Raw genomic sequence first — 23,267 nt, 5'->3', positions numbered from 1 at the left:
TTTTTTACGTTATCTTTAGTATTTAATTAAATATTAAAACCTTGTTTAATTAAAAAATTAAAGTTTTTAGCTCCTTTTTTTAAGAATTTGAGGCGTTTTTCTCCCAAGCAAACTTTTCAAAAGGTTTATCTATAGGAGTTTCTGCTAAATGATTTGTATAATTACTAATTACTTTTTGAGATAATCCTAAAACAATTTCTAATAATTGACGGTTTCCATAACCTGCTGCAAAAAACTTTTCTTTTTGAGTTTCTGAAAGATGACCACGCTCTCTAACAATTTCTAAGGTAGTGTCTTGTAAAGCTTGTAATTTTTCAGTTGGCATTGGTTCTCCATTTCTCAATGCTTTAGTTAATGCTGCATCAACTTTCATCATATGCGCAATACCAGTATGTGCTGGCACACAATAATGACATTCGTGTTCTACATTAATAGTTTGCCAAACTACGGTTAACTCTTCAGCATTAAAGCTAGATTGTGTAAACAATTTATGAAGTGTTTGATAGGCTTCAAATAATTGAGGAGATTCAGCTAATACACCGTGTAATCCAGGTATCATACCATTTGATTTAAAAGATTGTTCTAAAAATGGTTTACTTGCTTCTGGGGCAGTTTCTAAGTTGTGAATTTTAAATGTGCTCATAATTTTATTTTTAATTTTTAGTTACTAATTTGTTTTTGCTTGTTTAAAATAAAAAGGTTTAATGCTGAAAATAGAATAACGCCTATAGCTATATAAACCAACAACCATTTTGGTTGAACTCTTAGTGAAAATTCAGCTATTAATGCACCAACCATAGTAAGTAAGCCAAAAAGATTGCTAAAAATTGCCCAAGTTGTAAATGGTACTTTAAATGTAAAACGTTGTTTATTTTTTATTAAACTTAAGATGGCTGTTGATAAATAACCAATTACTACTGCAGAAATAACTATTCCTGTAAATATTCTAAAAAAGGTAGGATCTATACCTAAAGGTTTTGCCATTTCTATAAAGGCTTTAACTGAAATTTCCCACCCTGTTAATTTTGAAATGGCAAATCGAGATAATACAATTCCCATTAATATGTTAGTGGTAAATAATACTTTGTTCATACTTTTTGTGTTTTATTAATTATTAATATCTAAGCAATTGCTTAGTTTTAGGTTAAAAAAAATGTTATAAATTTTTAAAGACCATTTCTATATAATCTTCTATTTCTTGTTGATTATTAACTCTGCTTGCTGCAGCCAATCCATGTTTTGCTAACAATAAATAATTAGCTTGTTTTATAATTGTTTGCTCGTCTTTTGAACTATCTATACTTAATTTTTCAATAAATATTTCTTTCAAACCAAGCATAAAATCATTCATTTGCTCTCTTATCAATTCGTCTTCACTTTCAGCAAATTCGTTATATGTATTTGTAACTAAACAACCTTTTTGATTTCCATTAATGTTTGACACCTGAATAGAATTATAAAAAAATTCTTTAATGTCTTCAATACCATTTTTTGAAGTTTTTAATTTTTCAAAAATACTATTTATGATTTTTTTATAAGATTTTAAACTCTCTAAAAAAACACCATGTTTACTTCCAAAACTAGAATACATAGAAAATTGGTTAATACCCATTTCTTTTTCCAACATACGAACTGAAGTATTTTCGTAACCATTTTTCCAAAACAAATGCATTGCTTTTTCTATTACTTCTTCTTCGTTATATTGTTTTTTTCTAGCCATTAGTTTTAATTACAGCGCAAAACTAAGCAATCGTTTAGAAATAAAAAAATAATTAAGGATATTTTTAATTTTTACTAGCTATCACTTTTTAAAATACCAACAGAAATTGTAAATTTTTGTAGCATAAAAAAGGTGAAAATTACAGTTTCAATAAAAATTGTTTTAATTGTTCTTTCGATAAATTAACTGCTTTAAATAACATTTCAGTATTGCCATGTTCTATAAAAACATCTGGAATCCCAAGAGTTTTAACTGTGGTTTCCGTGTAGTTGTTTTCGGACGCAAACTCTAAAATAGCACTTCCAAATCCACCAACAACAGTCCCATCTTCAATAGTAACAATAGTTTTAAATTTTTTAAATATTGTATGAAGTAAGTCAACATCTAAAGGTTTTACAAAACGCATATTGTAATGTGCAATCTTATTTTTAGGCAATTCTTGTTGAATCTCAATAATACTATTTCCAATTGTTCCAATTGTTAAAACAGCTATTTCATTACCTTCTGTAATACAAACTCCTTTTCCTATTTCTATTTTTGAAAAAGGTTGTTTCCAATCTATTAAAGTACCTCTTCCTCTTGGGTATCTAATTGTAAGTGGGGAATTTATTCCTAATTGTACCGTATAAAGCATATTGCGTAATTCCACCTCATTTAATGGAACAAATACCTTTAAATTTGGAATACAACGTAAATAAGCAATATCAAAAACACCGTGATGTGTTGCTCCATCTTCACCAACAAGTCCGGCTCTATCTATACAAAAAATAACAGGTAAATTTTGCAAAGCTACATCATGTATTATTTGATCGTAAGCACGTTGTAAAAATGTAGAGTAAATTGTACAAAACGGAATTAAACCTTGCGTTGCCATTCCAGCAGCTAAAGTAACAGCGTGCTGTTCTGCTATACCAACATCAAAAGCTCTTTCTGGTAACTGGTCAATCATTAATTTTAATGAAGATCCCGTTGGCATCGCTGGCGTAATACCAACAATATTTTTATTCTCTTTTGCTAATTCTACAATAGTTTCACCAAAAACATCTTGAAATTTGGGAGGTACTATTTTATTAGTACCCGGAATTAATTCGCCTGTAAGTTTATTAAATTTTCCAGGAGCATGGTATCTAACTTGATCTTGTTCTGCTTTTTCTAAACCTTTTCCTTTGGTAGTAATTATATGTAAAAATTTAGGGCCTTTAATTGATTTTAAGCGTTCTAATTCTAAAATTACAGCTTCTATATTATGACCATCAATTGGACCAGAATAATTAAAATTTAAAGCTTCAATTATATTGTTTTTTCTAACTTTTTTACCTGCTTTTACATTGGTAAAATAATTTTTTAATGCTCCAACACTAGGATCAATTCCCATAGTATTGTCATTTAAAATTATTAATAAATTTGCATCGGTTACACCTGCATGGTTTAAGCCTTCAAATGCCATTCCACTAGCAATAGAAGCATCTCCAATTATTGCAATATGCTGTTTGTTAAAATCTCCTTTTAATTTAGAAGCAATTGCCATTCCTAACGCCGCAGAAATAGAAGTTGAAGAATGTCCTGTTCCAAAAGCATCGTACTTACTTTCACTTCTTTTTGGAAATCCAGAAATACCTCTAAACTGCCTATTAGTATCAAAAATAGCTCTTCGTTCTGTTAAAATTTTATGTCCGTATGCTTGGTGTCCAACATCCCAAATAAGCAAATCATTTGGTGTATCGAACACATAATGTAATGCAATTGTAAGCTCAACAACTCCTAAACTGGCACCTAGATGTCCTTCTTTAGTTGCTACAATATCAATAATAAAATCGCGCAATTCTTTTGCAACTTGCGGCAGCTGTCCTTTAGACAACTTTCGTAAATCTTTTGGATTATTAATATGTGCTAATAAACTTAAATTCATTAGTACAAAACTACACTATTTAAATTGTTGTTTGAAATAAAAAAAATTACTTTTGAAATATGATAAATCCTTTTGATGACAGCTATTTTATGAAGCGCGCTTTACAAGAAGCGCAGCTTGCCTTTGATAAAAATGAGATTCCTGTTGGTGCAGTAATTGTAATGAACAATCAAATAATTGCACGTGCCCATAATTTAACTGAGACTTTAAATGATGTTACAGCACATGCAGAAATGCAAGCTTTTACAGCGGCTGCAGATTTTTTAGGTGGAAAATATTTAAAAGAATGCACACTTTACGTTACTTTAGAACCTTGCCAAATGTGTGCTGGAGCAAGTTATTGGACACAAATTGGTAAAATTGTATATGGCGCTTCAGAAGAAAAAAGGGGATTTTTAAAACTAAATACAACATTACATCCAAAAACTAAGGTTGTTGGTGGTGTTTTAAAAGAGGACTGTGCCAAATTATTAACCAGATTTTTTATTGAAAAACGAAATTTAAATTAAGAGGTTATAAATCTTTATCCTCTTTTTTAATATGCTCTTCTAAATCTTTTTTGTATTTATCAAAAGTAAAATCTTTAATGTTTTTATTTTTATAACGGTAATAAATAAACAATGGCATAAAAACAAATGCAATTACCAAAACGCTAATACCAATTATTATTTCTCCATTGGCATCACCATTATTTTTAATGTAAAAACCATATACTAAGGCTCCTAAAATAACTAATAATATAATAATTAAAATCTGTTTCATAATTAAGCAGTTACATTAATTAATTTTCTTCGATAAGCTGTTAATAACCTAGATTTAGATATAAACCCATAATATTTCCCGTCTTTTAAAACAGGTAAATTCCAAGCAACGGTATCTTTAAATTTATCCATAATTACTTCCATAGAATCTTTGTCATAATTAATAATTGCAGGTGCCATTTGCATTAAATTTTTGGCTTTTAGTTTTGTATATAACTTTTGTTCAAACATAATACTTCTTATGTCATCTAACATTAAAATACCCAAAAATTCGTTAGCATCATTTACAACAGGAAAATGATTTCTAGTTGATTTAATTACAGCTTTATTAACAATATCTCCTAAATTCATATTAGGATGAATGATAATAAAATTAGTTTCAATTACCTTATCAACATCCATAAGTAACAGCACTTTTTTATCTTTATCATGCGTAATCAACTGACCTTTTTTGGCTAATTCTGCACTGTAAATATTATGTGGAATATACTGTTTTGTAATTAAATAACTAATTGCAGAAACAATCATTAAAGGAACAAAAAGTTGATAACCTCCTGTAATTTCGGCTATTAAAAAAATAGCCGTTAAAGGAGCTTGTAATATACCCGCCATTAAACCTGCCATACCAACCATTGCAAAATTTGCAGAAGATAATTGATGACTAAAAATATTACTATTGTTAATTATTAAGGCAAAAACATACCCGGTAACGCTTCCTGTAAAAAGTGTAGGAGCAAAAACACCACCAACACCACCAGCTCCAAAAGTTAGAGATGTAGCAACTACTTTAAATAAGATTAAGCCCAATAAAAATAAAATAATAATTAATACATTATCAGCTTGAACATGAAAAATATTATTAGAAACTACCTTATAAATATCTCCTCTTAAAATATTATTAATAGTAGAATAACCTTCACCAAATAATGGTGGCACCAAATATACCATAACACCTAATAAGATTCCTCCAAACAAGAGTCTTTTATGAAAGCCTTTAAAATCCCTAAAAAAGCCACCAATTCTAAAATAAATTTTACTAAAATATATAGATGCCATTGCAGAAAAAACACCAAGAAGCACATAAAAAATAACATCTTCTAATTGAAACTTATCAATTACTTCAAAATGAAGTAATATATCATCTCCAAAAAAGAAATATGAAGTTAAAACTGCTGTAATTGAAGCTAATAAAATTGGAATCATGGAAACCATTGTTAACTCTAAACTAAATACTTCTACAGTAAAAACAATGGCAGCAATTGGAGCTTGAAAAATTGAAGAAAACACACCAGCTACTGCAGCACCAATTAAAAGTGTTTTAGTAGATTGATTTAAGTGCATTAAACGTGCAAAATTTGAACCCATTGCAGCACCTGTAGCAACAATTGGACCTTCTAAACCTGCAGAACCACCAAAACCAACAGTAAAAGGTGCAGTTATTAAAGATGCCCACATTTGATAACGAGGTATAACACCTTTTAATTTTGAAATTGAAAAAAGAATTACAGGGATACCATGCCCTAATTTCTTTCTGATAAAGTATTTTTTTATAATATAAACAACTATTAATCCAATAAGCGGAAAAATAAAATAGAACGCGTGATGAATATCTTTAATAATTCCATCTTCTAATCTCTCTTGAATAAAGTGAGTAGAATTTTTTAAAACTACAGCAGAAACACCAGCTAATAAGCCAATTACGGCACTTGAAATGTTTATAAACTGTTTATCAGAAATATGTTGAAATCTCCAAATTAAAAATTTTTTAAGAACTTTTTTAAATCCTTCTGACATTACGAGTATATTTAAAAAAAAGAATTGCAAAAATACAAAAAATAGTACTTAACATTTTAGATTTTTGCTTTTTTTAAAAGGATATTTTTTAATGGTAATTAAACAGCTATTTATTATAAATAAAGAAAAATTAAACCTTTTTAGGTTACTTAAGTAGTTACATTTATTAGTTTTCTTCTATAGGCGGTTAAAAGTCTAGATTTTGAAATAAAACCATAATATTTTCCATTTTTAATTACGGGCAAGTTCCAAGCAACTGTTGTTTTAAATTTATTCATAATTACTTCCATAGAATCGGTTTCATAATTAATAATATCGGGTACACTATGCATTAGGTCTAAAACCCGTTCTTTACCATATAATTTTGTATTGAACATAATACTCCTAATATCATCAAGCGTTATAACTCCTAAAAATTCATTTTCACTACTTACAACAGGAAAGTGATTTCTAGAAGATTTTGCAACAGCATTATTTACTATTTCACCCAAAGTCATTTGTGGTTTTAAAACAATAAAATTAGTTTCAATAACCTTATCAATATCCATTAACATTAACACGTTTTTATCTTTATCATGTGTTAATAACTGCCCTTTTTCAGCCAATTCTGAAGCGTAAATATTATATGGAATATAGCGTTTGGCAATTAAGTATGAAATAGAAGAAACAATCATTAATGGTACAAATAATTCATAACCACCCGTAAGTTCAGCAATTAAGAAAATAGCCGTTAATGGAGCTTGAAGAATTCCTGCCATTAAACCTGCCATACCAACCATTGCAAAATTAGAAGAAGATAATTGATGACTGAAAATATTACTATGATTAATAATTGAAGCAAATACGTAACCTGTAATACTACCTGTAAAAAGAGTAGGTGCAAAAATACCACCTACACCACCAGCACCAAATGTTAACGAAGTAGCAATTACTTTAAAAAGAACTAAGCCAATTAATAACACTATAACTATTAAAAAATTATCAGGTTCAATTTGAAAAATGTTATTAGAAACAATAGGAGTTATGTTTCCTTTTAAAACATTATTAATAATTGAATATCCTTCACCAAATAAAGGAGGAATTAAAAAAACCATAATACCTAAGGATATTCCACCAAAAATTAAGCGTTTATGCGCTCCCTTAAAATCTCTAAAAAAAGCTCCTATTTTAAAATAAATTTTACTAAAATAAATTGATACTGCTGCTGAAGAAACCCCTAGTAAAATATAAAAAATTACATCATATAAATGAAATTTATCTTCAATACTAAAGTGAAGCAACACGTCATCTCCAAAAAAGAAATAAGAGGTTAAAACAGCTGTTATAGAGGCTAATAATAACGGAATCATAGAAACCATTGTTAACTCCAAACTAAAAATTTCAACGGCAAAAACAATTGCTGCAATAGGCGCTTTAAAAATAGATGACATAGCTCCTGCTGCGGCTGCACCAATAAGCAATGTTCTTGTAGTTTGGTTTACATGCATTAAACGGGCAAAATTAGAACCTAAGGCTGCACCTGTTGCAACTGTTGGTCCTTCCAAACCTACTGAACCTCCAAAACCAACAGTTAATGGCGCCGTTAATATTGACGACCACATTTGATGACGAGGCATTATTCCTTTTAATTTTGAGATTGTAAATAAGGTAGAAGGAATACCATGACCCACTTTTTTTTTAATAACGTACCTTTTAATCATACGAACTAAAAACAATCCAAAAAGCGGAAAAATAAAATAAAAAGCTACGTGAATATCTTTAATAAATTCGCTCTCTAGCAAATGCTGAATAAAATGCGTTAGATTTTTTAAAATTACAGCACCTAAGCCTGCTAATAAACCTATTATGGCACTAGCAATTCTAACAAATTGTTTATCGGAAATATGTTGGTATTTCCAGATTAGAAATCTTTTTAAAAATTTTTTAGACTTTTCTGCCATTATATTTTTTAACAATCATTTTCTCAAAAATACCAAAATAAGATTATTTTACCTTTTTTTTGGACAATTTTTGCATTTCTTTTCACCTTTTTTTTTATATTTTTTACAACAACTATCTTTTGTAGATTCTTTTTTTATTGAATCCCAATCAAAATCGTAGTTAAAAATACTTTTTGGCTTTTTATGTAGCACAATTTCTTATTTAGAATGGTTATAAGCAAATATAGCTTTAAAAGCAATACTTAAAAAAATAATTTGTTAAACATGGGGTAATTAGTAATTGTTTAAAAACTTTTTAATATCCATATTAGAACCGTAAAGTACTAAAATATCTTCTTCTTCTAAAACAAGCTCAGCAGAAGCTACACCTTGCACTTTATTAATAATTTCGGTTTTCCCTAAGTTACCTTGAATTTCAGTTTTTTTAATAGTAGTTAGTATTAAAATATTAAATTTATTTCTAAAGTCTAAATCTTTAATTTTTTTACCTGCATACATTGTTGGTACATTTGCTTCTACCAAACTATAATCTTCACTAAGTTCAAAAGAATCTATAACACCTATTAAACATAATTTTTTTGCCCATCGTTCTGCAGTTTCTTCCTCTGGGTGTAAAATTTCATCAACACCTAAGGCTTTTAAAACCATTTCATGTAAAGGGTTAATGGCTCTACTTATAAGCCTTTTAACATTTAAGTTTTTAAATAACGCTGTAGCCATTACATTTGCTCCTTGATCTTCTCCTATTGCAACAATTACAACATCGGTGTCTTTTAATGGTAAACCAGAAACTGTATATTCATCAGTTGCATTCATACAGATAGTATGTGAAATTTTTTCTTTTAAAGCATCTACTCTTGCCATACTAGAGTCTATTCCAATAACTTCATTACCTTGATTTGTTAATTTTTCTGCTAACGAAGCACCAAAATTTCCTAAACCGACTATTAAAAATTTCATATCTATATTTTTTAATTAGTTAATTGTAATTTCTTCGGTTGGATACCGATAATTTTTATGTTTTACTTTTTTAAATACAGCAATTAAAATTGACAACATACTTACTCTACCTATAAACATTATTGTAATTAAAACAAGTTTACTTGGATCGCTTAATGCTGCCGTAATTCCTAAACTTAAACCAACAGTGCTATATGCTGAAAAGCATTCAAAAGCAACATTTAAGGGGCTTATTTCTGAATCAAAAATTAAAATAGCGATAATACCTATTCCAATAACAATTAACGATAAAGAAATTATAGCAAAAGCTCTTCTTACCGAAGAATCTGAAATTTCTCTTCTATAAATCTCAATTCTTGATTTACCCTTTGCTAAACTTATAAAATTAAGTGTTGCAATGGCAAAAGTACTAGTTTTTATACCTCCACCTGTTGATGCAGGTGAAGCTCCAACCCACATTAAAAACATTGTGACTAAAATTGTTGGCAAACTTAATGTAGCCATATCTACAGTATTAAAACCCGCAGTTCTTGGTGTTGCAGATCCAAATAAAGCTGTTATAAATTTTCCTATTCCATGATGTTCTACAAGTGAATTATTATATTCAGTAATGTAGAATGATATTGTTCCGAAAGCCAATAATGAAAATGCTGTAATTAATGTAATTCTACTATTTAAACTTAACACCCAAGGCTTATATTGTTTTTCCCAATGTTTTACACCAAATATTTTTCTGGTTAAATAATATTTAGAATATTTTAAAATATTTACCAAAATAGGAAATCCTAAACCTCCTAGAATTAGAAGTAGAATAAGTAAAAATTGTAACAGGTAGTTAAATCTAAAGCTGCTTTCATACAAACCATTTTGCAAGGTTGAAAATCCGGCATTACAAAACGCAGAAATAGCGTGGAAAAATGCAAAAAACACCTGATCAACAACCCCATTAAACAATTCAGAATTTAAACTAAAGAAAATTAATAGTGCTCCAATTATTTCAATTGTAAAAGTAATTACAATAATTCTTCTTAAGGTATTAAAAACTTCTCCAATTTTATCTGAATTTGTCATATCGCTTAAAATCAATTGATTTTCATACGATGAAACGCCTCTAAAGAAGTAACTAAAATAACTTGCAAATGTTAAAATACCAATTCCACCAGCTTGTATTAAAATAAGCAATATTATTTGTCCAAATTGGGTAAAATAACTACTAGTATCAACAACTATAAGTCCAGTTACACAAACTGCACTAGTTGATGTAAATAACGCATTTATAAAAGAAATACCTGAATAAGTTGCATTAGGAAGCATTAATAAAAATGCTCCTAAAAGAATAATTGCTAAAAAACTTACAATAAATAACTGTGCAGGATTTAATAACGTACGTTTATAATTAATGTTTTGCTCTGAAAACTCCCTAATAAAGGTTAAAATAATAGTTAATTTAATCCAATTATCATTATATAAAAATGTAATATGACGATGCGCTTCTTGAGAAAAAAAATGAATATAAATTACAAAAACAGTAATTAAAATACTTATAAAATCAAAAAGCCAAACTTTAGTTTGTATTGTTTTTCTTTGTGTTAAATATCGTATAGTAGTGGTTAATATTCCTATGCTTAAAATTATTAAATACAACGCATTTATTACTCTTTGCACTCTAATTGTTTGATCGAAACCAAAATCAAAAATTAAAACAAATATTCCTAAAAGTGTTAAATAAAAAGCAACTTTGTACAATAATTTTAAGGACAAAAAACTTTTAAGATGCGCTTTCAATTTTTTTAATTATTAAATTATTTTATATGATTAACCACTGAAATGGCTAAAACCAAAAAAAGTCACTTTTCAATTTTTAAAATATGAAGTAGTGACTTTTTTTGGTTTTATTTTTAATAGATTATTTTAAATCTAATTTTAAACATAACTCTTTAAGTTGTTCATCATCAATTTTAGATGGAGCGTCTATCATTATATCTCGTCCGCTATTGTTTTTAGGGAATGCAATAAAATCTCTAATAGTTTCTTGTCCGCCTAAAATAGCAACCAATCTATCCAATCCAAAAGCTAAACCACCGTGAGGAGGTGCTCCATATTCAAAAGCATTCATTAAAAAGCCAAATTGTTCTTTTGCTTGTTCTGGTGTAAAGCCTAAATGATCAAACATTAAAGCTTGGGTATTTTTATCGTGAATACGAATTGAACCTCCACCAATTTCATTTCCATTTAATACCATATCATAAGCATTTGCTCTTACTTTTCCTGGATCTGTATCTAATAAGTGTAAATCTTCAGGTTTTGGTGAAGTAAACGGATGGTGCATTGCATGGTAACGATTTGTTTCTTCATCCCATTCTAATAAAGGAAAATCAACTACCCATAGCGGAGCAAATTCATTTGGTTTACGTAAACCTAAACGCTCTGCCAATTCCATACGTAAGGCACTTAATTGTGTTCTTACTTTATCTGCAACACCACTTAAAACACAAATTAAATCTCCTGGTTTTGCACCGGTAACCTCTGCCCATTTTGCTAAATCTTCTTGGTCGTAAAATTTATCTACAGAAGATTTAAACGTTCCATCTTCATTATATTTGGCATAAACCATACCTAGGGCTCCTACTTGAGGTCTTTTTACCCATTCAATTAATTTATCTATTTCTTTACGTGTATAACTTGCTGCACCAGGAACGGCAATACCAACAACTAATTCTGCATTGTTAAAAACACCAAATTCTTTATGTTGTGCTACTTCATTTAATTCGCCAAATTCCATTCCAAAACGAATATCTGGTTTATCATTTCCATATTTTTTCATAGCCTCTTCATAGGTCATTCTAGGAAATTTATCAACTTCAACACCATTTACTTCTTTTAATAAATAACGAGTAAGTCCTTCAAACGTATTTAAAATATCTTCTTGTTCTACAAACGCCATTTCACAGTCTATTTGTGTAAATTCTGGTTGTCTGTCTGCTCGTAAATCTTCATCTCTAAAGCATTTTACAATTTGAAAATACTTATCTAGACCACCAACCATTAGCAATTGCTTAAAAGTTTGAGGAGATTGTGGCAATGCATAAAACTGACCTTCATTCATTCTACTTGGCACTACAAAATCACGTGCTCCTTCTGGAGTAGATTTAATTAAAACTGGAGTTTCAACTTCAATAAAACCTTCATCGGATAAATATTTTCTAGTTTCAATGGCAATTTTACTTCTAAAAATTAAGTTATTTTTTACCGGGTTTCTTCTAATATCAAGGTAACGATATTGCATTCTTAACTCATCACCACCATCAGTTTCATCTTCAATAGTAAAAGGAGGAACTTTTGATTTATTTAAAATTGTTAGTTCTTTTACTAAAATTTCAATTTCACCAGTAGGTATATTTTTATTTTTTGAAACACGTTCAATTACCTCACCTTTAACTTGAATTACAAATTCACGTCCTAGTGTTTTAGCTTCTTCAACCATTTCTTTTGAAGTACGGTCAGCATCAAAAATTAACTGTGTAATTCCATAACGGTCACGTAAATCAACCCAAATCATAAATCCTTTATCTCGGGTTTTTTGTACCCATCCGGCCAAAGTAACTTCTTGACCAACATTTTCTAATCTTAATTCTCCGTTTGAATGTGTTCTATACATTTTAATTTTTTTTAAAAGACTGTGCAAATTTAGTGATTTAGCAACTAGTTTTATAAGTAATCATATTTTTTTTAAGCACTCCGTTTACTTTTAGAAGTGTTAAAATTTAATTCTAGCTTTAAAAATGTAAAAATCAACTCTAAATTAATATGTATTAAATTGATTTTAAGCACTCAACACTTATATTTTAATAAGCAAAACACCTTGAAAATGAGTGTTAAATAACGTTAAATAACAGCTTATGTAACCTTAAACATGTTACAACAATTAAAATATTATTAAATTTGCACGCCTTTAATAAGTAATTTAATAAATTACGGCAAAGAAAATTAATAAATTATGAGTTACAAACATCTGAGTATTGAAATTAAAAATAATGCACAAAAATATGGTGCAAAAAATGCAATACGTTATAAAGATGCAATTAGTAAGAAATGGATAGGAATTTCTTGGGAAAGCTTTGAAAATCAAATTCAACAAGTTTCCAAAGCACTAATAAATTACGGAATTAAAGAACAAGAACACATTGCAATTTTTTCTCAAAATATGCCAGAATGGGTTATTTCTGATTTAGGTATTATGAGTATTAGAGCAATTACAATTCCTATTTATGCTACCAATTCTAAAAAAGAAACAGAATACATAATAAATGACGCCGAAATACCTTTAATTTTTGTTGGAGATCAAGAGGAATACAATAAAGCTTATGAAATTTCTAAAACCAACAAGTACTTAAAATTAATTGTTGCTTTAACTCCAACTGTTAAATTTAAAAGTACAGATAACGCTGTTTATTTTAAAGATTTTACTCAGCAAAACTTTACAAAAGCAGTTGAAATTGAGCGTCAAAAAAGAGAATATGAGTTAGATTTAAATGACTTGGCAAGTATAATATACACTTCTGGTACTACTGGAGAACCTAAAGGTGTTATGCTAGATCATAACAATTTTTCAAACTCATTAAAAGCACATGCCTATGAATTGGTAGATGTTGATGATACAGACATTTCTTTAAGCTTTTTACCATTAAGTCATGTTTATGAACGTAGTTGGTTATTTTTCTGCTTACACATTGGTATGGAAGTTTATTTTAACCAAGATCCTAAAAAAATAGCAGATGTTTTAAAAGAAGTGAAACCTACAGTAATGTGTACTGTACCTCGTATTTTTGAAAAAATATTTGCTGCTATTCAAGAAAAAAGAAAAGAAGCCTCGCCAACAAAAATGAAATTAGCTAGTTGGGCTTTGGGTATTGGAAATACATACCACAATAAATACAGACGGTATGATAAAAAAATACCATTAGCCCTAAAATTAAAATTTAAAATAGCCGATAAATTAGTTTTAAGTAAACTTAGAGATGTTTTTGGTGGACGTATAAAATTTATGCCAAGTGGAGGTGCGCCTTTAGCAGCTGATTTAGTTTCTTTTTTCTATTCTTTTGGTTTAAATATTAAATGTGGATATGGTTTAACAGAAACTACCGCAACTGTTTCTTTATTCGGTTATAAAAATTACAAATTTAATTCTGCAGGAAAACCAATTAAAGGTACTCAAATTAAAATTGGTGAAAACAATGAAATTTTAGTAAAAGGACCTGGTGTTATGCGTGGTTATTACAAAAAACCAGAAGCAACTGCCGAAGTTTTTACCAAAGACGGATGGTTTAAAACTGGTGATGCTGGTAAAATGGATGCCGAAGGAAATCTTACAATTACAGATAGAATAAAGGATCTAATGAAAACTTCTGGAGGAAAATATATTGCTCCTCAAAAACTAGAAACTGCACTAATAAACGATTCTTTTATTGAACAAATTGCAGTTATTGGTGATGAACAAAAATATGTTACTGCTTTAGCCGTACCAAGTTTCGAAAACTTAAAAAAATATGCATTAGAGCATAAAATTACCTTTAAAGACATAGAAGAATTAATTAATCATAATCAAATAAAAGATATGATTGATAAACGTGTTGAAGAGTTACAAAAAGAATTTTCTGTTTTTGAAAAAATTAAAAAAATAACTTTACTACCTAAAGAGTTTAGTATAGAAGCTGGTGAAATTACAGCAACTTTAAAATTAAAACGTAAAGTAATTCAGAAAAAATACAAACAGCTTATTGATAAAATGTATAAAGAATAAGTCCCTTTTTAAAAATTTATTTTACAATTATTAGCGTTAAAAAGCTTCCTTTAGCCAAAATTTAACGCTATTTGTCTATATTTTTTTAAAATTCTACGTAATAATTGCATATTTAAGTTTTCTAATAAAATCGTAAACTTTAAAAATGCAACTAAAAAATTACAAAAAAGTTTCAAGCTTTATTTTGATTCTTTTAATTACCACCGTACAATTTGCCCAACAAAAAACAGGAAATATTGTAGAATATTTTGGCAAAGAAAAAGTAAATGAAATTAGTGAGGGAAAATTACTACACGTATTTAAAAACGGACTTTCCTTAAAAATTCAAGATTTCACTTTTAATTCTTCTTCTTTTCCAAAAGAACCTGTTTTTGATAAATTTTTAATGAATCCTACTTTAAAAGTTTCAGAAAATGAAGTTTTTGATATTGATTATCTAGGAAATGAATTAAAATGGAAAGCCATTTCAACAGATGAAACAAATACATTTAGTAATAAAGATTTAAAATCTAGTTATGTTTATTTAACCTATAAATCTAACTCAGAAAAAACTGTTCTTTTTGAAGCTTCTGGACATACAATGCTATTAATAAATGGATTGCCACACGAAGGTGATCATTACGATTTTGGTTGGAATTTAATTCCTCTTAAACTAAAAAAAGGAACCAATACTTTTATTTTAAAAGTTGGTCGTTTTCCTCGTATTAGAGCGCGTTTAATTGAACCTCAAAAACCTGTTCAATTTACATCAAGAGATCTTACAATGCCAGATATTTTAGTAGAGGAAACCAAAGATTATAAAGGAGCAATTAGAGTAATAAACGCATCTAATAACTGGGTTGAAAATTATACAATATCATCTAATTTATTAGGAACTCAAAAAGAATCAAAAGTAATAGCAATTCCTCCAATGAGTGTGCTTAAAGTTCCTTTTTCTATTGCTTCAGTATCAAAAGAAACACCTTTAGAACAAGTAAATTTACAATTAGAACTTAAAGATAATAAAAGTCAAATTGTTTCTAATCAAATAGTTAAAGTAGAAATTAAAACAAAACACAAACATCATAAAAAAACATTTATAAGTAATATAGATGGAAGTGTTCAATATTATAGTGTTGCACCTTCAACCGATAAAAATTCAGAAAAACAAGCGTTATTTCTTTCAGTACACGGTGCTTCTGTAGAAGCTGTAAACCAAGCGAATGCTTACCAGAAAAAAGACTGGGGAAATGTAGTTGCACCAACCAACCGTAGACCTTTTGGTTTTGCTTGGGAAGATTGGGGAAGATTAGATGCTTTAGAAGTTTTAGCTGATGCTAAAAATATTTATCAACCAGATCCTTCAAAAATTTATTTAACAGGTCACTCAATGGGTGGACACGGAACTTGGTATTTAGGTGCTACATATCCAGATAAATTTGCGTCTATTGCTCCGTGTGCTGGTTATCCAGACTTATTATTGTACCGCGATAGTTTTTTAAAGAAAACCTTAGAATTACCGCAAGAGGAGTTAACTAAAAGAGGAATGACTCCTGAAGTTGTTGCCAAAATAAAAACTCCCTACATACCAACAGAAGTTGAAATATTAATGAAAAGAGCTGGTACTCCAAGCCGAACATTAAAATTAATTCGTAACTACTTACATTATGGTGTATATGTTTTACACGGAGAAAAAGACAATGTTGTACCAACTTTTATTGCACGTGATATGAGAGAACGTTTAGGTAAATTTCATAACGATTTTACTTATTATGAATATCCTGATGGAACGCATTGGTACGGAAATCACAGTTTAGATTGGTATAAAATATTTAACTTTTTTAAAGAACGTACACTAAAAAATCCAAACGAAATTAAAAACCTAGAATTTTATACAGGTTCTCCTGGAGTTTCTGCAACATCTAATTTTATTACTATCCATCAACAAAAAAAGCCTTTTGAAGTAAGTTCTTTTAATTTCTCAAAAGAAAATTCATTTAAAATTGATACTGATAATGTTGAATTATTAGAAGTTGATTTAACTAAATTAAGCGATACTATTACCAACATTTCTGTAGATGGAACAACTTTTAATGTAAACTCCAATTCAAAAGTGTTTTTAACAGCTAAAAACAATGAATGGAACATTGTAAATAAACCTTCATTACAAGAAAAAGGACCACATAGAAATGGTGGTTTTAAAGATGCTTTTAGACATAATGTTGTATTTGTGTACGCAACAAAAGGGTCAACTCTTGAAAACGAATGGTATTATAATAAAGCAAAATTTGATGCAGAAACATTCTGGTATAGAGCAAATGGTACAATTGAAGTTATAAAAGATACCGACTTTAATGCTAAAAAATACACAGATAGAAACGTAATTATTTACGGAAATAAAAGCAATAATGCTGCTTGGAATAAATTACTTAAAAATAGCCCTATCCAAGTAGAAGATAATTTAGTAACTATTGGTACTAAAAAATTAACTGGAAACCAATGGGGATTATATTTTACAGTACCAAGAACCGATAGCGATTTTGCAAGTATTGGTATAGTAACTGCAACCGGAACTAATGGTATGAAAGCTACGTATGCTAATAACTATTTAGTAAATGGTACAACGTTTCCAGATGTACTATTATTCGACAATACAGTAATTTCCAATGGAGATAAAGCTGTAAAATGTGCAGGTTTTTTTGGAAATGATTGGTCTATCGATAAAGGAGATTTTAAATGGAATTAAAATAACATTAATTATCTTTTAAACTAATTTGTATATGTATGTACACTGGTGTTTGCAACTGGCAAATAATTTACACCAAACCAACATACTAATAAAACAACAAAAGCAAGTGCTAAAATAGTTAGCGCTTGTTTTGTTTTATGATTATGAAAATGACGGTAATGAATGTAAATTAAATAACCCATCCAAGTTAAAAATGCCCAAACTTCTTTTGGATCCCAAGTCCAATAATGTCCCCAAGCTTCTTTTGCCCATAAAGCTCCAAAAAGCAATCCTAAGGTTAAAAAAGCAAAACCGATGTACACTAGGTTGTCGGCTAATTTTAAGGTTTCTATATTAAAATTTCCTTTGTAACTATCGTACCAACCTTTTATGGCAACTATACTTGAAGCTGCTAACACGGCATAAGAAAATAAGTATACCAATACATGTGGTATAAACCACGGACTTTGTAACGCTGGCATTAATGTTTTAGAGTATGTTTCTGGGTTTAAATAATTAATAGCTAAAAACATTGCTGCCATTAAAATACTGTATGCTAAAAACCACTTATATTTCCAACGTATATAAGTTATAAAACCAATTAAAGGTAAAAATGTAGCATACCATAAGCGAGTTTCACCCAAGGTTCGCATTGGCGGACGGTCGAGTTCTATCCACAATTTTACTACAAAGGTTATCAACATTGCCCAGCCCAACAAAAATAACAAATATGCTATTTTTATGAGTGTTTGTTTTTTATAGGAAACTACTAAAAAAATAAGTCCTAAAACCCATAAAAAACCCGTTATTGAACTATAAAAAGGAAAATCTATCCAAGTCATATTATTCGTTTTTAGTTATTTTATTTCCCATCCAAAACATATAAATAGCACCAGCAATCATCATAAATATACCCAAATATATTAAAGGAAGCCAAGGGTCTTTTACAAGTTCTAAAACGCTTAAATTACTCCATTTACCCATTTTATCATCGTAACTTAATTGATAAATTTTATAACCTCTAAATTTAAAAGGCTTATTTACTTCTAAAACTGTACTTATACGTTCTCCTTCTTTAGTTAAAATATCTATGTCTGAACTAAATTTTTTTGCTTCAGGAATGGTCATTACCATAGAATAGGCATCATTAATTTTTAATGATTCATATGAATATCGGAAACTTCCGCTACTAATCCACCCTTTTTGAATGGAATCATTTTCAATATTTTTTACTGAAATAAATGCCGCTGGTGGTGCGCCAATTTCATTAACAGGTTCATATCGCATTCCAAAGCGAATGGCATTTGGTAAATAATCTTCAACCGTTACTTCAAAATTGTTAAAAAAATAGGTTTCATCTTTTTCAACTAAATATAAATTATTGCCTTTATTTTGCGAAATACTCCCGGTACTATTGTCTATTAATGCTAATTTTGGTGCATATTCTTCAATTACAAAATCTTTTAAATAAAAAGCAAAAGGCAATTCAAGTTGGTTATTTTGTGCATCCGTTGCTATCCAACTTGGTTTTTCTTCATATAAATTTATAGATAACCGCTGTAAATCTCCAGTACCTAACATACCTGCTGTTAGTGCTAAAAATAAGCCTACGTGATTTAAAATAAACCCAAAATTACTCCACTTAAATTGTAAAATTCTTTTGATTGAAATAAGACCTAAACAGGTTAAAAATTGAAATAAAATTAATAAAAATGCCCAGTTTGTAGTAATGCGATTTAAACCTAAATTATTGATCAAGTTATTTGTTGAAGGAACCTGTGGAATTATTCCCATGAACATTACCAAAATAGTAATAAGTACAATGCTTGAAATAGAAGCTGGAACTTTGGTAAGCCACCGAATCAACTGCTTATCTGCAAATTTTTTATACAGTACAAATAACACTAAAATATAACCAAACAATATAAAAATATTGTACGGATACGAAACTGTAACTATATGTTCTGAACCTGCAAAAACTTCTAAAAAAAAGCCTGTTAGCATTAATCCAAAACCTATAAAAAAAGATTCAGCGTAACCCCAAGGGTTTTCCCAAAGTTTGCGTTGAAATTTTATGGTATTTTCACTCATATTTTTATCGAATAAATTCAATTAAGAATTTTAGTTTTCTACTATTTTTAACATTTCAATTGCATAACGTTTTCCTAATTCACGGTAACCTTGAGCATTAAAATGAACATTATCTGATTTTACCGAACAACCATCTGATGAAATTACATGTGCTGTTGGAATCACTTTTGGTACAGTTGCAATAATTGCATTCATACTTGCACATTTACCTTGTTGATTTTCATGAACAACTTCACCAACTAACAAAGGCACATCGGCTGCATTTAAAGAAAGATCTTCTAGCATATTATTGTAAACAGTTGCTACATACAACGGCCAATTTTCATCTCCTGTATTTGTTTCACCTTGATGTAATAAAATACCTTTAATTACACCATCTTTTTGCGCTAATTTGGCAAGTTTAATTATACGTTGATACGGATTACCGCCATAGCCTGCAACTTTATCTGTAAACCAAGCTTCAGGATAAGTATCATCGTACTCTAAGTATAAATCTTTGTCAAATAAGCGTATATCGCAACCTCCAACGGACACATTAATAACTCCTACTTTTATGCTATCTGGTAATTTTTCAACCATAGTTCTACCAAAATAATCGGCAGGTGAAAGTCCTGTATAACATTGACTTAAAGGTGGAATTGCTGGATACCAACTTCCTAAGGTTTTTTCTAAATTAGGGCAATCTGTACTTTGCATCATTAAAAAGCGATTGTCTACGGTTTTATCTTGTTCTTCAATAACTCCTTGCCCTTCCATATTTGATTGCCCGAAACACAAATAAACATGAAAATTAGAGTTTTGAGAAAAAGCTGAAGTGGTAAATAAAACCATTACTACTAACAAAAATAAAGGTGCACTTATTTTGAAACTGTTCATAAAAATTTATTTAATTTTAGATACTTTCAAATATACTAAAAATGCTTCCGATTAATTTTTCAGAAGCATTTTTAGCGCCTATTGTCTTATACTCTAAATCTTTTCAAAATTAATATTTAGCCTCTCTTTCAGCAGCTTCTTTATCCCACTCTGTAGCTAATTCTTTTAAGAAAACTTTCTTTTCAGCTTTTAATTCGTCTATTGGTAATCCAATAAACTTTTGAGCATCGTCTTTTGTTTCAATATTTGGATAAGGAACTTCACCTTCAAACCCTAATTTCATTAACAATTTTGCTAATTTAATTCTAGTTTCTTGTGTAATATCAATTCCTTTACCAAGAACTCTACCTAACTCAACTGGGGCGTGAAAAGAACCACCGTGCGATGCTGCAACATAATCCCAACGCCATTGTCCAATACGAATACCTTGTAAAATATCTTTCATTTGAGCTTCAGTAGCTCCTAATTCCCAACATTTACCTGCTTCAACGTGTGCACGTACTAATAAACGTTCTAATTGGTCACGATTTTCTATAATACGATCTTGATTACTGAAAACATTTGCAATTAATTCATCTTTTTCTTCTCTATGACAAACTTGACAAGAATTCGCCACATTATTTAAAGGAGATTGAATATGATGATCGGTAAATTTTTGTCCACCCTCAGTTTTATAGGGCATATGGCAGTCGGCACATGAAACTCCTCTTTGGCCGTGAATACCCATATTGTAGGTTTCGTAACCTGGATGTTGTGCCTTTAACATTGGTGCTTTACTAATGGCGTGTGTCCAATCGCTAAATTCAATATTGTCATAATATTTTTCCATATCTTCAACAGTTTGACCATCATCCCAAGGGAAAACTAAGTAAGGGATTCCTTCTTTTCCAGGTAAATTTTTGTTGAAATAATATTCTACGTGACATTGCGCACACACCAACGAACGCATTTCGTTATGTGAAACTTTTGTAATGTCTTTTCCTTGACGTTCAAAGGCTTCAATTAAAGCTGGTTGCGTAATAGTAAGTCGCATTGATTCTTCATCATGACAGTTTGCACAACCAATTGGATTCACAATTTCTGTACCTTTACTTGCCCATTTACCACTATAATAAGCATCCACTCCTATTTCGTTTATTAAACGTGGTACATCTGGCGATTTACACGTCCAACAAGTAGAAGGCATAGGTCCGTCTTCTGGTCCAGTTGGAGCGCCTGTTCTTAAAGTATTTCTTACATCTTCAATTGCGTACACGTGTCCACGTCCTTGATTGTAATCTTTTGAAAATCCATAACCTGCCCAAAGTACCACTAAACGAGGATCTTCTTCAAGCATATCAATCATTGCATTTCCATTATATTTTGAACGGAAAGTAGTATCTGCCGTTTTGTAATACGATTGAAATTCTCGAGGAAAATTTTCTCCCCAAACTTCATTTCTAGGTTCCAATTTATTAATTTCAGTCATTGGAGTATATGCAAATTTAGCCTCCATTTTGCGTTCTGTTATTGAAGACACTAAAAGTCCTAACAAAAACACAATTACTAACGATGCTAAAAAAAGCATCCAGTTCATCCAAGGTTTTCTTTTATTACTCATCTTTTTTATCTTTTTGTTTTTCTGATTTATTTAAAAATTTACTAAGCCAATTTGGTACTGTTTCTTGATGTTCATCTGAAATTTTTCCGTAGTATTTTACTGAAGACAAACTATGTATACTTCCGTGTGGAACTTCTTGATGACAGGTCCAACATTTACGTTCTGTTCTATCTTCAAAATGCGTTGCTATCATTCCATTTAAGCGCGCATCGGTAACTTGATCTTGATGACAACGAATACAGTTATTTTGAACCACTTCATTACCAGCTTCTTTCATTTTAATCACTTCTGGTTCTCCACGAGTTGTAAAAACTGAAGCATGGTATAAACCGTCTTTGGCTTTAAAATAATATGTGTTAAAAATATTATCATGAGGTACATGGCAATCATTACAAGAAGCCCATTCCCGGTGAGAGCTATTTTGCCAAGTTGTATATTGTGGAGTCATTACATGACAATTAGCACACGTTTTTGGGTCATCAGACAAATAAGATATGGCCTTTGATTCAACCATTGCGTACAAACCTAACCCACAAATAGCACCCAGTAAAATAATTACCGGTATACGCCATTGTTTTGGTGGAATAAAAAATTTAAATAGCCTTTTCATATAAATATAATTTTTGAAAAATTCAAAAAAGGATTTTAAGACAAAAAAATCTCTTTTATTTCTTGTTTATACAAATTTTGTAAAAATTTTAAGTTTAAACTATGATTTAAATCATAGAAATAAAAAATATATGAAAATAATTACAACTTTAAATAATATTTTAACTCATTATCTTATAACTATTTACAAACTTTATTAGTTTACTAAATAGAAATATTTACTTAAATACCAATTAACTATTTAAACCTATTGTGCATTTTGATAAAACTTCGTCAATTCGAGTGAATTTTAGCCTTCTTAGGCTTAAAATTAGTATCTAAAATGGTATTTTTATAGAACTATAATGGTTCTCGATACGATTTTTATCAAAAATAACTCGAACTGATGCTAATACACGAGTAAATAATCAAAATGCACAACGGGTTATTTAAACAAAATATAAGGCAACAAATACTATTTTAATTTCTAAAAAAAGAAAAAATTACAAGAAATTTTGATT

Annotated in this window: 18 protein-coding genes; 3 read left to right on the top strand and 15 right to left on the bottom strand. The window is 29.5% G+C overall.

From position 1 onward, the window contains the following. Positions 1 to 79: 79 nt before the first annotated feature. The 4 genes from MKD41_RS12155 to dxs form a co-directional block, all read right to left on the bottom strand. The gene (locus tag MKD41_RS12155) at positions 80 to 643 is read right to left on the bottom strand and encodes a carboxymuconolactone decarboxylase family protein (protein WP_240242558.1); all 564 of its coding nucleotides are present in this window, start codon (positions 641 to 643) and stop codon (positions 80 to 82) included. Positions 644 to 660: 17 nt separating this feature from the next. Then, complete coding sequence (locus MKD41_RS12150; RefSeq protein WP_240242557.1) at positions 661 to 1,092, bottom strand: hypothetical protein; 432 nt, start codon at positions 1,090 to 1,092, stop codon at positions 661 to 663. 64 nt (positions 1,093 to 1,156) lie between these two features. Further along, positions 1,157 to 1,720, bottom strand: a complete 564-nt coding sequence (locus MKD41_RS12145; RefSeq protein WP_240242556.1) for a TetR/AcrR family transcriptional regulator — start codon at positions 1,718 to 1,720, stop codon at positions 1,157 to 1,159. 139 nt (positions 1,721 to 1,859) lie between these two features. Further along, positions 1,860 to 3,629: a 1-deoxy-D-xylulose-5-phosphate synthase gene (gene dxs, locus MKD41_RS12140; RefSeq protein ID WP_240242555.1), complete on the bottom strand. Its 1,770-nt coding sequence runs from the start codon at positions 3,627 to 3,629 to the stop codon at positions 1,860 to 1,862. A 59-nt stretch (positions 3,630 to 3,688) separates the two neighbouring features. On the opposite strand from dxs, the gene MKD41_RS12135 reads away from it, so the two are divergent. After that, positions 3,689 to 4,138 carry a nucleoside deaminase gene (locus MKD41_RS12135; protein ID WP_240225993.1) on the top strand — a complete coding sequence of 150 codons (450 nt, stop codon included), beginning with the start codon at positions 3,689 to 3,691 and terminating at the stop codon, positions 4,136 to 4,138. 4 nt (positions 4,139 to 4,142) lie between these two features. Here MKD41_RS12135 and MKD41_RS12130 read toward each other — a convergent pair whose 3' ends face one another. From MKD41_RS12130 to aspS, 6 genes are all read right to left on the bottom strand, one after another. Then, complete coding sequence (locus MKD41_RS12130; protein WP_240242554.1) at positions 4,143 to 4,391, bottom strand: hypothetical protein; 249 nt, start codon at positions 4,389 to 4,391, stop codon at positions 4,143 to 4,145. A 2-nt stretch (positions 4,392 to 4,393) separates the two neighbouring features. Then, a complete protein-coding gene (locus tag MKD41_RS12125) occupies positions 4,394 to 6,184 on the bottom strand; it encodes a chloride channel protein (RefSeq protein WP_240242553.1) in 1,791 nt (596 codons plus the stop codon). A 149-nt stretch (positions 6,185 to 6,333) separates the two neighbouring features. Continuing rightward, positions 6,334 to 8,124 carry a chloride channel protein gene (locus MKD41_RS12120; protein ID WP_240242552.1) on the bottom strand — a complete coding sequence of 597 codons (1,791 nt, stop codon included), beginning with the start codon at positions 8,122 to 8,124 and terminating at the stop codon, positions 6,334 to 6,336. Positions 8,125 to 8,397: 273 nt separating this feature from the next. Then, on the bottom strand, positions 8,398 to 9,084 hold the full coding sequence (locus MKD41_RS12115; protein WP_240242551.1) for a potassium channel family protein: 687 nt from the start codon (positions 9,082 to 9,084) through the stop codon (positions 8,398 to 8,400). Positions 9,085 to 9,099: 15 nt separating this feature from the next. Continuing rightward, positions 9,100 to 10,845, bottom strand: coding sequence for a TrkH family potassium uptake protein (locus MKD41_RS12110; RefSeq protein WP_240242550.1), 1,746 nt, complete (start codon positions 10,843 to 10,845; stop codon positions 9,100 to 9,102). A gap of 145 nt (positions 10,846 to 10,990) precedes the next feature. Beyond that, the gene (gene aspS / locus MKD41_RS12105) at positions 10,991 to 12,742 is read right to left on the bottom strand and encodes an aspartate--tRNA ligase (RefSeq protein ID WP_240242549.1); all 1,752 of its coding nucleotides are present in this window, start codon (positions 12,740 to 12,742) and stop codon (positions 10,991 to 10,993) included. Positions 12,743 to 13,081: 339 nt separating this feature from the next. Here aspS and MKD41_RS12100 point away from each other — a divergent pair, with 339 nt between their 5' ends. After that, entirely contained in the window at positions 13,082 to 14,884 is a 1,803-nt protein-coding gene (locus MKD41_RS12100; protein WP_240242548.1) for an AMP-dependent synthetase/ligase, read from the top strand. 145 nt (positions 14,885 to 15,029) lie between these two features. Further along, positions 15,030 to 17,609, top strand: coding sequence for an alpha/beta hydrolase-fold protein (locus tag MKD41_RS12095; RefSeq protein ID WP_240242547.1), 2,580 nt, complete (start codon positions 15,030 to 15,032; stop codon positions 17,607 to 17,609). Positions 17,610 to 17,632: 23 nt separating this feature from the next. Here MKD41_RS12095 and ccsA read toward each other — a convergent pair whose 3' ends face one another. The 5 genes from ccsA to nrfH form a co-directional block, all read right to left on the bottom strand. After that, a complete protein-coding gene (gene ccsA / locus MKD41_RS12090) occupies positions 17,633 to 18,433 on the bottom strand; it encodes a cytochrome c biogenesis protein CcsA (RefSeq protein ID WP_240242546.1) in 801 nt (266 codons plus the stop codon). A 1-nt stretch (position 18,434) separates the two neighbouring features. Next, positions 18,435 to 19,703 (bottom strand): cytochrome c biogenesis protein ResB, encoded by a 1,269-nt coding sequence (locus tag MKD41_RS12085; RefSeq protein ID WP_240225983.1) that lies wholly within the window; start codon positions 19,701 to 19,703, stop codon positions 18,435 to 18,437. Positions 19,704 to 19,712: 9 nt separating this feature from the next. Next, positions 19,713 to 20,558, bottom strand: a complete 846-nt coding sequence (locus MKD41_RS12080) for a sialate O-acetylesterase (RefSeq protein ID WP_240242545.1) — start codon at positions 20,556 to 20,558, stop codon at positions 19,713 to 19,715. Between the two features lie 109 nt (positions 20,559 to 20,667). Then, positions 20,668 to 22,158 (bottom strand): ammonia-forming cytochrome c nitrite reductase, encoded by a 1,491-nt coding sequence (gene nrfA, locus MKD41_RS12075; protein ID WP_240242544.1) that lies wholly within the window; start codon positions 22,156 to 22,158, stop codon positions 20,668 to 20,670. Continuing rightward, a complete protein-coding gene (gene nrfH, locus MKD41_RS12070; RefSeq protein WP_240242543.1) occupies positions 22,151 to 22,768 on the bottom strand; it encodes a cytochrome c nitrite reductase small subunit in 618 nt (205 codons plus the stop codon). The genes nrfA and nrfH overlap by 8 nt, the downstream gene beginning before the upstream one ends. Positions 22,769 to 23,267 lie beyond the last annotated feature (499 nt).

The organism is Lutibacter sp. A64, from assembly GCF_022429565.1.
Lineage (GTDB): Bacteria > Bacteroidota > Bacteroidia > Flavobacteriales > Flavobacteriaceae > Lutibacter.
The sequence above is the reverse complement of the archived record's forward strand: the minus strand, read 5'-3'. Positions and strand labels throughout refer to the sequence as shown.